Raw genomic sequence first — 13,597 nt, 5'->3', positions numbered from 1 at the left:
AGGAAAGAGGCACTTGAAGCTTGAACGGCCCAAGAATTTTGAACCCAGTTCACCAAATCGGGTTACACTTCAGGGCATGAGCAATTCAGCGCCCGAAGTCGGGCACGTGGGCGGGAGTGGGGCTGTCAGGCTGTCTCAGACGGCGGGTGTAGCCACGCTGACCTTTACCCATCCCAAAGCCGCATTTGGCCCGGCCACATGGCTAGAAACCGCGCAGGCCTTGGGGCAGTTGGGAGAGGCCCGCGTCCTGATCTTGCGTGGAGAACGCCATTTCAGCGTGGGGCTGGACGTGAAGGCCACCGCACCCAGTATTGCCGCCGCCCTGAGTCGACCAGAAGGCAAGCGCGCCGCGTTTAAGGCTGTGGTAGACGAGATGCACGCCGCCATAGAAGGTCTGGCCGCGCTGCCCATTCCGGTCATTGCGGCTATAGACGGCTGGTGCATCGGCGCGGGACTGGAATTGGCTGCCGCCTGCGATATTCGAATTGCCAGCACCTCCGCCCGCTTCAGCCTGCCGGAAGTGAGACTGGGGATTGCTGCCGACCTGGGTGGCCTGCAACGCCTGCCGGGTCTCATTGGCCGGGGCCGCGCGGCCCACCTTGCCCTGACTGCCGAACCCATTGACGCCGCCACCGCCGAACGCTGGGGCCTCGTGACCGAACTCCATGCCGACGCCGACGCGCTGTATGCCCGCGCCGAGGCTTTGGCCGCGCATTTGGCCGCCCTGCCGCCCAAAGCGTTGGAAGGCACCAAGCGCACGCTGAATGACAACCTCTCGCACGCCCAGAGTTTGGCGGCGGCGGTGGACTGGAACGCCGAACATATGACGGCGGAAGGGTTGGCGGGGGCGGTGAAGTGAGGCGCTGAGGGGCGGGACGCGCTGGTGGTCTGAGGGTCCAAGAAGGGCAAGAAGACACTGTCGCCCGAACGTCCTTGAATCGCCCCTTCCCAGCCCACCATACCTAGCCCCTCGACCCTTAGACCTGGCCCCCAGAAACTCAAAAATCAGCCACCTTCACCCCAACCCAAAAGGAGCGCCACATGACCCAAACCGCCGATCCCGCCACCACCTTCCGCCCTGACCTGCTGCGCGGCAAACACGCCCTGATTACGGGCGGCGGCAGCGGCATCAACCTTGGCATTGCCCAGAGTTTCGCGGCGCACGGCTGCGCGATTACCATTCTGGGCCGCAATCTAGAGAAGGCACAAAAGGCAGCGGCGGGCATCGTGGAAGCGGGCGGGCGGGCCATTGGCGTCAGTGCCGATGTGCGCGATTTTGCGGCCCTGCAAGCGGCGGTGGCATTGGCTATAGAAGCGCACGGCGATTTCGACATCGTGCTGGCGGGCGCAGCGGGCAACTTTCCCGCCCCGGTGGACGGCATCAGCCCCAACGGATTTAAGACGGTGGTGGACATTGATCTGCTGGGCACCTACAACACCATCAAGGCCGCCGCGCCGCACCTGAAGGCTCCGGGCGGCAACGTGTTGAGCATCAGCGCCTACGGCGTGCCCGTGCCGATGCAGGCGCATGTGGTGGCCGCCAAAGCGGGCGTAGATGCCCTGACCCGCACGCTGGCGGTGGAATGGGGCCTGCGCGGCATCCGCGTCAACGCCATCATTCCCGGCCCGATTGACGGCACCGAGGGCATGGCTCGCCTCGCGCCCGACGAGAAAACCCGCGCCCAATTTACCCGCACTGTGCCGCTGGGCCGTTTTGGCCTGCCGCAAGACATCGCCAACGCCGCGCTGTTTCTGGTGTCCGACGCAGCCAGTTACGTTACAGGCGTGATTTTGCCCGTAGACGGCGGCCAGAACATGCTGGGCGGTGCGCCGCAGTACCAGATGTTTTTGCAGATGACGCAATAAAGACGGTCTAAGGGTCGAGGGTCGAAGGGACTAAGAAAGGCAAAAGCTAGAGCGATAGCCATGCAGCATCAGCAGATGCAGACTTTCACGAGCCACCCTCAGACCGACAACCCCGTCGGAGCTTCACACGCTATCCTCTGCGGGTGCGCCGCCTGCTGACCATATGTACGCTTATCCTTCTTTCTGGCACTTTGGCGGCCCTTTCTCCCACCGTGCCCGTCGCGGTACATCTGGTGCGCGATCCCGGCCTCAGCGCAGGCGTTCGGGAAGTGCTGCGAGGTGTGCCAGACGGGGTTCAGGTGTCGGTGCTGGTGCGCGAAGTGGGCGGCGGCTCAGTGCTGGAAGCCCTACAACCCGACCAGGCCATGATTCCGGCCAGCACCCAAAAACTGGTGACGGCGGCATCGGTGTTGGTAGACCGGGGAGGCGCGGGCGGCTGGTGGAGTACCGAATTGACCGTGCCAGCGGCAGAAGTGGGCCAAAACAGTGTATCGGCCCTGACCCTGCGCGGCGGTGCTGACCCGACCCTGAGTGTGGCGGGCGGCCCCAACAGTCTGCGGTCTCTGGCAAAGCAAGCCTTTGCGCGTGGCCTGCGCCGCGTGAATGCCGTGCGGCTCGATGAATCTCAGATGCGGGCAGACGGCTGGACTGACCTGATCGTAGACGTGCCCATGACGGCGGTGCGCCTGAGTGAGTGGGCAAACAATCCGCCCCTATCGGCACAGGAAGCGCGGGCCAGAGCGGGGGCGGCGTTGGTGGCCGAACTGCGGCGGGCAGGGATACAGGTGGGTTCGGACGTGGTGGGCGTGGCTCCCAAGTTCACGCCTTACGTCGCCCCAGCCCGCGGAGATGAGGACGGCCAACCGCTGCCGCCTGACCCGCTGATTCCCGTCAAGCGTCGCCCTGAACAGGGCCTTGCCAGCGTCCGCAGTGGTTCGCCCGCGCCAGTGTTGGCTGCGGTTTTGCGTCCCAGCGACAATCTGAAGGCCGAGGAACTGCTGGGTACACTGGCCGCCACACCATTGGGGCGAGGCACGCTGGCAGGTGCCCTCTTGCGGGAGCGGGCCGCCCTGCGCCGCATGGGAGTAGATCTGACCGGAATCGAATTGGCCGATGGCAGCGGCCTGAGCCGAGCAAACCGCCTGACCGCCCGCGCGTTGGTGCAACTCCTGAGCGTGCTGCACGACTTGCCGTATGCCCAGTCTGGGGCGACTCCACCTCTGCCCGCCGCCGTGTACCGCACCCGCCGCAACGCTTTTGCCGAGGCCTTGCCCCAGGCTGGCACAGGCGACGACAACCCCGATCACACCGGACGCGGCGGCACGATGGCCCTGAGATTGCAAAATTCAGGGCTGGATGTGCGGGCCAAGACGGGCACGCTACCGGGGGTCAGTGCGCTGGCGGGGTATGTGACTGCCAAAAGCGGCAAAACGCTGGCCTTTTCTATCCTGATGAACGGCCCCGAGACCACCCCGATTCTGACCCTGCGCGGTGTGCAAGACCAGATGGTGCGGGCGGTGGCGGCGGCGCACTGAATGGGGTGGGGGTTGTCGGTTGTGGGCCCGAGAAAAGGCGGCTAAGGGCCGGGGGAAGGATGATAACCAGACTCATCTCCAGGGCTAGAAAAGCAGCCACCCCGTAACCGAACCCGCCCCAGCACCTTAGACCTCTTCCATACACCTCCTGAGCTTCCTTTAAGAGCAACCTCAAGGCAAACTCTGGCCGCGTTGGTAGGCTCGCGCCCGATATTTGCCGCCCCATGCCGCTAGGGTGCAGGCATGACGTTCAAGCGGTGCGGGTTCGGCGTGGCAATTACGGCTCTCCTTATTTCTTCCCCGGCACAGGCGCAGTCGGCGGCGGCACTTGCCAGATTGGACGCCTCCCAGATGAGCATTCCGGCGGCGCGAACCAAAACCTATGCGGCAAGCGCCCTGACCGTGCAACAAACGTTGCGGGCTGGAACCAACTATTCCCGGCAAGTGGTCAGCTACCAGTCCGATGGATTGCGGATTAATGCCCTGCTGACCGTGCCCAACGGTACGCCGCCCAAAGGGGGCTGGCCCACCATCGTGTTCAATCACGGCTACATCCCGCCCAAGGTGTACCGCACCACCGAGCGTTACGTGGCCTATCAAGACGCCTTTGCGCGGGCCGGATTCATTACCCTGAAAAGCGATTACCGCGGGCACGGCAGCAGCCAGGGGGAGGCGCTGGGCGGCTATTTTGCCCCCGATTACACCACCGATGTGATGAACGCGCTGGCCAGCCTGAAGGCCGACAAGCGCGTGAATCCGGCCCGAATCGGGATGTGGGGCCACTCTATGGGCGGTTTCCTGACCCTGCGGGCCATGGTGATAGACCGGCAAGTCAAGGCAGGCGTGATCTGGGCGGGCGTGGTGGGCGATTACAACCAGATCATGAACGAGTGGCCCAGTCCTGTTCCGGCGTCTATTCCCAAGTCGGTGCTGGCCCTGCGCGAGAAAGCCGTCGCCAAATACGGCACACCGAGATCCAATCCCAAATTCTGGGATACGTTGGCGGCCAATTCGTACCTCAGCGACCTCAGCGGCCCGATACAGCTGCACATCGGTACGGCAGACAACGACGTACCCGTGGCCTTCCATACGCGCCTGACCGCGCAACTGAAGGCCGTCGGGAAGCCTGTGCAGAGCTACGTGTATCCCGGCGACAACCACGACCTCAGCCGCAACCTGTACACCGCCCTCAGCCGCAGCGTGGCGTTCTTTAAGGCCAACCTGTAAGCCCCATGCGGCGTCTGGTGCAACTGGGATTGCTGCTGCTGGTGGCGGGCGCGGGCTGGGTGGCCGTGACCCAGCCGGAGAATCTGCCGTTCGCGCTGCCGGGAAGCTCTTCATCTGAACGGCCCACCGCCCCTTCTTCTGAACCCACACCTGAACCCGGCAGGCCCGCCCCAAACGGCACCCTGACCGACGCGGCGCTGAGAGCCCTGGTAGCGCGGCAACCCATCAGCGTGCAGGCGCTCCGGGCGCGGAAGTACCCCGGCAGTGCCCTAACGGTGCGCGAAACCTTGCGGGCAGGCGTGAACTATTCGCGGCAGGTGGTGAGCTATCAATCCGATGGACTACGGATCAATGCCCTGCTGACCGTCCCCAACGGTACGCCGCCCAAGGGGGGCTGGCCCGCCATCGTGTTCAATCACGGCTATATTCCGCCCGACGAGTACCGCACCACCGAACGCTATGTGGCCTATCAGGACGCCTTTGCCAGAGCCGGATTCGTGACCCTGAAAAGCGATTACCGGGGGCACGGCAGCAGTGAGGGCGAGGCGTTGGGCGGCTATAACGACCCGGGCTACACGGTAGATGTGCTGAACGCCGCCGCCAGCCTGAAGGCCGATAAGCGTGTAAATCCGGCGCGGCTGGGGCTGTGGGGCCACTCCATGGGCGGCCAACTGAGTTTGCGGGCCATGCTGGTCGACGACAGCCTGAAAGCCGCGTCGCTGTGGGCGGGCGTGGTGGCAGGTTACGATGTACTGGCCACCGATTGGAATCCGCCCGCCTCTGGCCCCAAACCCACGCTAGACCGACTGAACCGCCGCTATCTGCGGGCACTCAGTCCCAATGCCCTGCTACGCGATCTGAAGGGCAGGCCCATTCAGCTACATCACGGCACCAACGACGCCGATGTGCCCTATTTATTTCAGAAAGCCTTGGCCGACGACTTGAGGGCCGCCGGGCAGGGCGTGGAAGCCTACCGCTACGAGGGCGACAATCACAACCTGAGCCAGAATTTGCAGGTGGCTCTCCGGAGAAGCGTGGCGTTTTTTAAGGCCAACCTGTGAAGGGAAAATCCGAAACCGCCCTGCTGACTGGAATGTCAGACAGGGCGGATGGAGTGGGCAGAGTTTGACCCACGAACCTCAGCGGCTCAGATCGTAGCCCGTGACTTTCTGGCCGGGGCGTGGGTTGCCAGTGCTGATCGCCTCGCGCTTGTCGTACAGGTTCCAGCCCTGCGTCACGTTCATTTCGGGCGTGAAGCGTGTGGCGGGAACGTTGCCCCCGACCTGGCTGTAAATGAGCCACTGCTGATTGCGGGCCACGCTGTCCACTTCGGTGCCGTCCAGAGTGGCGTTGTTGTTGGCGTCGTTGTAGGCAACCACCTGATACACGCCCGCCACGCCCGGCACGTTGGGCAAATCCACGCCAAAATTCCAGGCGTTGAGGCCCGTGCTGACCACGTTCTGGGCCAGATTGCTGTTGTTGGTCACGACTTCGGGGAATCCTGCACCCACAAGGGCCAACCGCAGACGGGGCTCGGTGCCCCAGCTCCCGCCCAGGCTGCCGCTGACATCGTAGGCATCAGGCGCTTGGATGGTGCGGGGCCCGCAAGCGGCGAGGGCCAGAGGAACGCACAGGAGTAGAAGGGCAGATTTTCTCATATGTCTAGCTTAAAGCGTGAAACTGATGGGGGCGTGAAGTGGCACTCATTCCGGACGGTTTGGTCGGCCCCAATGCGCCACTTTGCCGATGTGCCGGGGCAGGAGAACACGGCAGACTGACGATGAACAGAGAATCAACCACAGGGGAGGGCGCACAGTGATAGAGAGAACAGCAGACACAGATTCGGACGATTGGCGAAGGACACCCACGGGCAAGAGCGTGAACCTACGCCGCGCCCCCACCCCCTAACACGCGGGCAAGTCCCCATTGAGCAGCACAGAGGCTTCCCGCACGAGGACTGACGATGAACGGGAAGCAAATTACCAAACTTGGATTTGAGCGCAAAGCGATTGCGTTGGCCCTCTCTGCCGCTACCTTGCGCGAGAGCGCAGGCCTGAGCCGCGACGAGATTTTGAACGAACTGCGCGGCGTGCAGGCCAACCCTGACGCCTTTCTGGGCGGAGTGTATGACCACCTGGCCGCCGAACTGATCGCCGTGCGCAGTGTGCAGGAAGCGCGGGCCTCCAGCGACCTGCGGCCCACGCCCCTGCCCTACCCGGTATGGGGCGCAGACCTGATCGACCCCGGTGCACACACGCAGATGGACGTGGCGATGCGCCTGCCTATCTCACGTGCGGGTGCGCTGATGCCCGACGCGCATGTGGGCTACGGCCTCCCCATTGGCGGCGTGCTGGCCACCGAAAACGCCGTGATTCCGTATGGCGTGGGCGTGGATATCGGCTGCTCCATGATGCTGAGCGTGCTGCCCCTGCGCCCCGACGCACTGAAGACCGAAGAAGCCAAAGCCCTGCTGATGCGGCATACCCGCTTTGGCGCGGGCGTGGGCTTCGAAAAGCGTGACCGTGAAGACCACGTTGTGCTGCACGAAGACAGCTGGGACGCCCTGCCCTTGCTCCGCCACCTGCATGAGAAGGCCATCAACCAGATCGGCACGAGCGGCAGCGGCAACCACTTTGCAGAATTTGGGGCGTTTACCCTCACGGCGGCTGACCCAGAACTGGGCCTGGAAGCGGGTGAGTATCTGGCCCTGCTGTCTCACAGCGGCTCGCGGGGATTTGGGGCACAGGTGGCCAACCATTTTACGCGGCTGGCCCAAGACCTGCACCCCACGCTGGACAAGAGTGCCCAAAAACTGGCCTGGCTCCCGCTGGACACCGAGGAAGGCCAGGCCTACTGGCTCGCCATGAACCTGGCTGGCCGCTACGCCCTCGCCAACCACGACCTGATTCATGCCCGCCTGGCCCGTGCGCTGAGCGAAACCCCGCTGCTGCGCGTCAGCAACAGCCACAACCTGGCCTGGAGGCAGCAAGTAGACGGCAAGGAACTGATCGTGCACCGCAAGGGCGCAACCCCCGCCGCTGCCGGACAACTGGGCCTGATTCCCGGCAGCATGGCCGACCCCGGCTTTCTGGTGCGTGGGCGCGGCAATCCGGCAGCGTTGGCGAGTGCCAGCCACGGCGCAGGCCGTCAGCTTGGGCGCAAAGCCGCCATCAACGCCCTTGCCAAAAAGGACGTGCAGGCCTACCTGAATCGTCACGGCATCACCCTGATCGGCGGCGGCATAGATGAAGCGCCGCAAGCCTACAAGCGCATTGAGGACGTGATCGCTCGCCAGACGGATTTGGTAGATGTGCTGGGTCAATTCATGCCCAAAGTGGTGCGAATGGACACGGGCAACGAGGATGTTTGAAGACTGCTAGCGGTGAGCAAAAAGACCGGGAAACGCTGAGGCACAGGCGTTTCCCGGTCTTTTTTGTGGCAACCTCTACTCGTCGCCGCTCAATTGCATGTGAGACTCCAAGGTGCGTGCAACCCGCGGGCCAATTGCATTTCCGAATGAACTGGCAACTCTGCTTCAGATGGATGATTCAGCCGACTTAGACGCGACAAGATCAATCTTCCTCAGCGGTCAGGGGGATAGGGAAACCAATGGAGGATAAGCCCAACGCTCCCCAAATCCAATTCGTTAAAGCCCCCGGCCCAACCGCTCCAACAGCGCCACCCCAAACGCTACACCCTTTTCAAAGTGCACCTTCAGGATGTTTTCGTTCGGCGCGTGAATCCTCCCGGCCAGATTGCCGATGCCCATTGCCACGCAGGGCACACCCAAAAACTCGTTGAACGGCGACATCGGCCCGCTCGCGGCGCTACTGGGGTGAATGATCGGCTCCGCGCCATGTGCTTCCCGCGCCGCCTCCAGGCAGGCGACCACAAAGGGATGCCCGGCATCGGCACGCGCGGGCTTCTGGTGAGATTCCAGTTCCACGACTTCCACATCACTCAGACCCTGTGTATCCAAGTGGGCACGCAGCAGCGCCAGAATCTGCTCTGGATCCTGGTCAGGCACCAGCCGGAAATCCAGCTTGACGCTGCCGTGCGCAGGCAACACGGTTTTGCTGCCTTCGCCCTGGTAACCGCCGCTCCAGCCGTTCACGTTGACCACCGGGAGCAGGTTGGTGCGCCGGAAATAGTCGGGGCCAGTGGCGAGGGGCCGGGTGACGCCGTAGGTATCGCGCACGGCCTGACCGTCGCCGGGGATGGTGGCAATGGCGGCCAGATCGGCGGGGCTGGGGTCGCGCACGGCGTCATGGAAGCCGGGAATGGTCACGCGGCCCGTATCGTCGCGCAGAGAGGCCACCGCGCGGGCAAGGCGGTACAGCGGATTGTCGATCACTGCGCCCAAACTGCTGTGCAGGTCGGAGTCGGCCACGCGGCAGCGCAGTTCCACGCACATCACGCCCTTGAGACCTAATGAAGCCACCGGGCGGCCTTCGGGCGTAATAGAGCCGAATTCCCACCAGCAGCCGTCCGCCCGCAGTTCGTCGGCGTGGGATTCCACAAAGGCGTCCAGGCTGGGGCTGCCTACCTCTTCCTCGCCTTCCAGCAGCCAGCGCACCCGCAAGGGCAACTGCCCACCGTGCCGCTCCCGCACTGCCCGAACCGCCGCCAACCGCGAAATGAACTCGCCCTTATCGTCGCTGACGCCGCGTGCATACAGCCGCCCGTCCCGCTCGGTCAGGGCAAAGGGCGGGCTGTCCCAGAGTTCGGTGGGGTCTTCGGGTTGCACGTCGTAATGGTTGTAGATCAGCAGCGTGGTGGGGCCACTGCCTGCCTCGGCCACCAGCACAGGCGCAACTGTGCCCGGATACTGGCGTACGGTAAAGCCCTCGGCCTCCAGAAGTCGTGTGACGTAGGCCGCCGCTTCGGGCAGCATCCGGCCCTGTGCGCTCACGCTTTCTATGGCGACAAATTCGGCCAAATCCGACAGCCCGCGTGCAATGTGGGCCGTCAGGTCGCTGGGTTGGGGGGAAGTCATGGCCCCTAGGGTAACGGCTGGCGGGGGGCTTGAGCGGAATCGGAAGGGCAGTCTAAGGGTCTAAAGGTCTAGGGTCTAAGGAAGGTCAAGAACTTAAAAGCTGTTCTTAGTCCCTTAGACACTAGACCCTTAGACGCCTTTCACACCGACCAAACGCCGAATCTACTGTTCAAAGCCTTGTGGGTGGGTGCGGTGCCATTCCCACGCACTCGCCACAATTTCTTTCAGGTCGGTGAACTTGGGGCTAAATCCCAATTCTTTGACGATCAGGTTGGCGTCGGCCACCAAGCGCGGGGGATCTCCGGCGCGGCGTGGGGCCTGTTCACGGGTCAGGGGCGTGCCCACCACCGCGTCTACGGCGTCCAGCACCTCGCGGACGCTGAAGCCGTGACCGAGGCCCACGTTGTAGGTGGTCGCCACTTGCCCACCGCCGTGCAGGGCTTCCACGGCCAGCACATGCGCGTCGGCCAGATCCTGCACATGCACGTAATCCCGGATACAGGTGCCGTCGGGCGTGGGGTAATCGTCGCCAAAAATCATCATCTTGTCGCGCTGGCCGAGGGCGGTCAGGCAAGCCAGCTCGATCAGATGGGTCTTATTGGCGTGCGCTTCGCCAATGGTGCCGCCCGGAGCCGCGCCACACACGTTGAAGTAGCGCAGGATGGTATAGGGCAGGCCGTGCGCCGTGCCGAAGGCATGAATCATCTGCTCGGTCATCCACTTGGTCTCGCCGTACACGCTTTCGGGCTGCTTGGTGGCCGTTTCAGGAATTGGCACAGCATCGGTGGTGCCGTACACGGCGGCTGTGGAAGAAAACACCAGCGGAATCTTGCGCGTTTCGACGATGGCTTGCAGCAGGTTCAGGCTGCCCAGCACGTTGTTGCGGTAGTAGCGCCCCGGTGCCCGCATGCTCTCGCCTACTTCGATCAGCGCGGCAAAATGAATCACGGCGTCGGGCTGATGTGCGTTCAGCGCGGCTTTTACGGCTTCGGCGTCCAGCAGGTCAGCCTTCACCAACGTCACTTCGGGGGGCAAGGCTTCCGGGTGGCCACTGGACAGGTTATCCAGCACCACCACGTCATGTCCTGCCGCCCGCAATTGCCGCACCGTATGCGACCCGATGTAGCCCGCTCCGCCCACCACCAGAAGTTTCATGGGGGTAGGTTAGCAAAGGATTTCGGGGTGGCGAGTTGGCAATCTAAGCTATGGGAAAGTTTAAGGGTCGAGGGTCTAAGAACGGCAGAGGCAAGAGCAAAAGCCGCCAAGGATCCGCAAAGGTGAACTTTCACGGGTCACCCTTAGACCCGCCGCCCCGTACTTCCCCGCACCACTAAAGTCGTCGGCAACAACACGTTCGGCGGCGTTTCTCCAGCCAGCAAGGCCAACAATGCACGTCCAGCCTGCTCTCCTTTCTGCGCGGTCGGCTGGCGCACTGTGGTCAGATTCAGTGCGGCACTGCTGGGTATGTCGTCGAATCCGGTGAGGCTCAGGTCTTCGGGCACGCGCAGGCCGAGGGATGCCGCCGCCGCCAATGCCCCCTGTGCCAACACGTCGCTCATGCACAGCAGGGCGGTGGTGTCTGGACGCGCCGCGAGTAAGGCGTGGGCGGCTGTCTGTCCACCTTCGGGTGTGTTGTCAGCTACCTCGTACACAGGCAGATCTGCCGCTGCCGTACCCTGCAAAGCGGCGCGGTAGCCCTGCAAGCGGGCCAGAATATGGGTGTTGGTGGCCCGGCGTTCCCGCTCCAGCGTGATCATGCCGGCCACACCATCGGCCCGCAGCGGCAACGCCAGCACCCCGATAGATTCGTGGCCCAGCGCCAGCAGATGCTCGGCAGCCTGTGTGGCACCGTCCGCGTCGTCGATGCCGATGACTGGATGATCGAGGCGGGGAACGCCGGAGGCGGCGGCGTCCGGGCGCACTGCATGATCGACCAACACTGTCGGCAGATTTCGGGTCAGAGCGGCGTCTAACAGCGGGCTCCCATGAGCAGTGGCGTAACTGATGAACCCGTCTACGCTGGCACTGCGGGCGGCGTCTCCGGCGGGCGCGGCTTCACTGCGGCCCGACAACAGCAGCAAACTGAGGCCCGCATCTTGAAGGGCGTGCGCCACACCGCCCAAAAACAAACTGGCGGCAGGATCGGCAAAGGCGTAAGACAGAGGCGCGTCGTACAGCACGCCGATGACCTGGGTGCGCCCGCGCCGCAAACTGCGGGCCAAAGGATCTGGCCCCGTGTAGCCCAGGTCCGCCGCTTGCTCGAAGACCCGCTCACGCAGGTCGGGGGAAAGTTGGTCGGGGCGGTTATAGGCATTGCTGACCGTCGCTACCGACACGCCGAGAGCCTGAGCCACATCACGTAGAGTCGTTCGGCGGGGGGAAGGTGGTCTCATCCTCTCTGCAGCTCCAGTTGGCTGCTGCGCCCCGGATTCAGAAGACGGCGCGGCGGGCACTGGGGTCTTGGCGGACGGCATAAGGAATGCTACCGTATACCAGAGTGGTCTGAATCGTTTCAGACCCTGATACCCCCTTCTCCCCCATTGCCGCTGTTCCGTAGAGGTTTTGCTATGACTGACGCCCAGGTTGCTCCCTATACGCCCCGACACTCTGAAATGGCTCGGCAAGCGCTGGGGCTGGTCTTTCTGACCAATGGCGCGGTCTTCGGAACTTGGGCAGTCAATATTCCTAGCGTCCGTGACGCCCTTAATCTCAATGAAACACAGGTGGGATTGGCGCTCCTGGCGATTGGGTTGGGCAGTTTAGTCACCATGCCCGTGACTGGAGGCTGGACTTCACGCTACGGCAGCCACCGCGTCACGTTGATTTCCATGTTCGCCTTCATCTTTGCACTGGCGTTGCCTTTTCTGGCTCCGAATCTGCTGGTGCTGGCCTTGGCCCTGGCGGTCATGGGGGCCGCCAACGGCGCAATGGACGTAGCCATGAACGCGCAGGGTGTCACCGTAGAACGGGCTTTGGCTCGTCCGGTCATGAGTCGCTTTCACGCTTATTTCAGCCTCGGGAGTGTCACGGGCGCGCTGCTGGGCACCGTGTTGGTGGGCCGTGTGCCTATGCTGACGCACGCGCTGATCGTGGTGGCGGCGGCTGCCTTGGCCGCATTTTGGGCAGGCCGGCGGCTGCTGCCCGATCAAATTGTGGCCACTTCACCTAGCCCTGCTGGACAAGACCAGGTCTCACCGTCCGGCAAGAATAACGCACACAGCGGCCCCCGCTTTAGCTCCGCCGTTGTATTGCTAGGCACACTCTGCTTTTTGGGCATGCTCTCGGAAGGCGCGAATTACGATTGGGCGGCCCTGTATTTCCGCGATACCCTGGGCTTGGCGGGTGGCAGCGCAACGTGGGGCTACACAGCCTTCGTGATCGCCATGACACTGGGCCGCTGGTTCGGCGACATTGTCCGTACCCGCTTAGGAGACGAACGCACGGTGCGGGGCGGCGCACTCCTGACGGCAGGCGGCTTGGCCCTAGCACTGTTGGTGCGTGACCCTTGGCTGGCAACTTTGGGGTTTGCGCTGTCTGGCTTGGGTCTCAGCAACGTGGTTCCTGTGATGTACGGCACCGCTGGGCATGCGTTGGCGGGGCACGGAATCGCGCAAGTAGCGACTATCGGTTACGCCGGATTCTTGCTGGGACCACCCGCGATCGGATTTGTCGCGCAGCATGTCGGCTTACCCGCCGCTCTGGGAATTGCTTTGGCCGGAGCAGTCATCATCGCTGTCTTCGGCGGACAAGCTTTCGCACTGGTGCGGAAAAAGGCAATGCCACCTAGCTGAATTGGTTGAAATTAATTTGTACATCGGGTGTAAGAATCGGGGATTGAACAGGGGCGTGGCAGCACAAGTGGAGTCCAGTTTGGCTAGCACTGTACCCTCCCGATTCGCAAGCCACGCCCAATACCCGGTGTTCGGCAACATGCTACGCTCCCCGGCATGAATACCGACCAGTACCGCGTTAA

The 13,597-nt window shown here is 63.3% G+C and carries 12 protein-coding genes (1 of these 12 cut by a window edge); 8 read left to right on the top strand and 4 right to left on the bottom strand.

What is annotated here, in order from left to right; all coding sequences use genetic code 11:
• The first annotated feature begins 76 nt into the window (after positions 1–76).
• From M1R55_RS06700 to M1R55_RS06680, 5 genes are all read left to right on the top strand, one after another.
• Positions 77–859, top strand: a complete 783-nt coding sequence (locus M1R55_RS06700) for an enoyl-CoA hydratase-related protein (protein WP_249393908.1) — start codon at positions 77–79, stop codon at positions 857–859.
• Between the two features lie 182 nt (positions 860–1,041).
• A complete protein-coding gene (locus tag M1R55_RS06695) occupies positions 1,042–1,866 on the top strand; it encodes an SDR family oxidoreductase (protein ID WP_249393907.1) in 825 nt (274 codons plus the stop codon).
• A gap of 191 nt (positions 1,867–2,057) precedes the next feature.
• The gene (locus M1R55_RS06690; protein ID WP_249393906.1) at positions 2,058–3,401 is read left to right on the top strand and encodes a D-alanyl-D-alanine carboxypeptidase/D-alanyl-D-alanine-endopeptidase; all 1,344 of its coding nucleotides are present in this window, start codon (positions 2,058–2,060) and stop codon (positions 3,399–3,401) included.
• Positions 3,402–3,644: 243 nt separating this feature from the next.
• On the top strand, positions 3,645–4,628 hold the full coding sequence (locus M1R55_RS06685) for a S9 family peptidase (protein ID WP_249393905.1): 984 nt from the start codon (positions 3,645–3,647) through the stop codon (positions 4,626–4,628).
• A gap of 5 nt (positions 4,629–4,633) precedes the next feature.
• Positions 4,634–5,689 (top strand): S9 family peptidase, encoded by a 1,056-nt coding sequence (locus tag M1R55_RS06680; RefSeq protein WP_249393904.1) that lies wholly within the window; start codon positions 4,634–4,636, stop codon positions 5,687–5,689.
• Between the two features lie 78 nt (positions 5,690–5,767).
• Here the strand turns inward: M1R55_RS06680 and M1R55_RS06675 are convergent, their stop codons facing one another.
• Positions 5,768–6,286, bottom strand: coding sequence for a hypothetical protein (locus M1R55_RS06675; protein ID WP_249393903.1), 519 nt, complete (start codon positions 6,284–6,286; stop codon positions 5,768–5,770).
• Between the two features lie 305 nt (positions 6,287–6,591).
• Between M1R55_RS06675 and M1R55_RS06670 the strand changes: the two genes are divergently transcribed.
• Complete coding sequence (locus M1R55_RS06670) at positions 6,592–7,998, top strand: RtcB family protein (protein ID WP_249393902.1); 1,407 nt, start codon at positions 6,592–6,594, stop codon at positions 7,996–7,998.
• Between the two features lie 276 nt (positions 7,999–8,274).
• Here M1R55_RS06670 and M1R55_RS06665 read toward each other — a convergent pair whose 3' ends face one another.
• The 3 genes from M1R55_RS06665 to M1R55_RS06655 form a co-directional block, all read right to left on the bottom strand.
• The gene (locus M1R55_RS06665) at positions 8,275–9,624 is read right to left on the bottom strand and encodes a M20/M25/M40 family metallo-hydrolase (RefSeq protein WP_249393901.1); all 1,350 of its coding nucleotides are present in this window, start codon (positions 9,622–9,624) and stop codon (positions 8,275–8,277) included.
• 162 nt (positions 9,625–9,786) lie between these two features.
• On the bottom strand, positions 9,787–10,779 hold the full coding sequence (galE, locus tag M1R55_RS06660; protein WP_249393900.1) for a UDP-glucose 4-epimerase GalE: 993 nt from the start codon (positions 10,777–10,779) through the stop codon (positions 9,787–9,789).
• Positions 10,780–10,922: 143 nt separating this feature from the next.
• Positions 10,923–12,017 carry a LacI family DNA-binding transcriptional regulator gene (locus M1R55_RS06655; RefSeq protein ID WP_249393899.1) on the bottom strand — a complete coding sequence of 365 codons (1,095 nt, stop codon included), beginning with the start codon at positions 12,015–12,017 and terminating at the stop codon, positions 10,923–10,925.
• 174 nt (positions 12,018–12,191) lie between these two features.
• On the opposite strand from M1R55_RS06655, the gene M1R55_RS06650 reads away from it, so the two are divergent.
• Together M1R55_RS06650 and M1R55_RS06645 are read left to right on the top strand one after the other, a co-directional pair.
• Positions 12,192–13,415: an MFS transporter gene (locus M1R55_RS06650; RefSeq protein ID WP_249393898.1), complete on the top strand. Its 1,224-nt coding sequence runs from the start codon at positions 12,192–12,194 to the stop codon at positions 13,413–13,415.
• Positions 13,416–13,571: 156 nt separating this feature from the next.
• Positions 13,572–13,597: the 5' portion of a polyphosphate kinase 2 family protein gene (locus M1R55_RS06645; protein WP_249393897.1), read on the top strand. It continues 781 nt past the right edge of the window; only the first 26 of its 807 coding nucleotides appear in the window; its start codon is at positions 13,572–13,574; its stop codon lies off the right edge, out of view.

It is taken from the genome of Deinococcus sp. QL22 (genome assembly GCF_023370075.1).
In the GTDB taxonomy this organism is placed as follows: Bacteria; Deinococcota; Deinococci; order Deinococcales; family Deinococcaceae; genus Deinococcus.
The sequence above is the reverse complement of the archived record's forward strand: the minus strand, read 5'-3'. Positions and strand labels throughout refer to the sequence as shown.

What these genes read in the sequence shown, in the direction of transcription:
- M1R55_RS06700 (WP_249393908.1), top strand. Translation starts at nt 77, where the DNA reads ATGAGCAATTCAGCGCCCGAAGTCGGGCACGTGGGCGGGAGTGGGGCT.
- M1R55_RS06695 (WP_249393907.1), top strand. Translation starts at nt 1,042, where the DNA reads ATGACCCAAACCGCCGATCCCGCCACCACCTTCCGCCCTGACCTGCTG.
- M1R55_RS06685 (WP_249393905.1), top strand. Translation starts at nt 3,645, where the DNA reads ATGACGTTCAAGCGGTGCGGGTTCGGCGTGGCAATTACGGCTCTCCTT.
- M1R55_RS06680 (WP_249393904.1), top strand. Translation starts at nt 4,634, where the DNA reads ATGCGGCGTCTGGTGCAACTGGGATTGCTGCTGCTGGTGGCGGGCGCG.
- M1R55_RS06675 (WP_249393903.1), bottom strand. Translation starts at nt 6,286, where the DNA reads ATGAGAAAATCTGCCCTTCTACTCCTGTGCGTTCCTCTGGCCCTCGCC.
- M1R55_RS06670 (WP_249393902.1), top strand. Translation starts at nt 6,592, where the DNA reads ATGAACGGGAAGCAAATTACCAAACTTGGATTTGAGCGCAAAGCGATT.
- M1R55_RS06665 (WP_249393901.1), bottom strand. Translation starts at nt 9,624, where the DNA reads ATGACTTCCCCCCAACCCAGCGACCTGACGGCCCACATTGCACGCGGG.
- galE (WP_249393900.1), bottom strand. Translation starts at nt 10,779, where the DNA reads ATGAAACTTCTGGTGGTGGGCGGAGCGGGCTACATCGGGTCGCATACG.
- M1R55_RS06655 (WP_249393899.1), bottom strand. Translation starts at nt 12,017, where the DNA reads ATGAGACCACCTTCCCCCCGCCGAACGACTCTACGTGATGTGGCTCAG.
- M1R55_RS06650 (WP_249393898.1), top strand. Translation starts at nt 12,192, where the DNA reads ATGACTGACGCCCAGGTTGCTCCCTATACGCCCCGACACTCTGAAATG.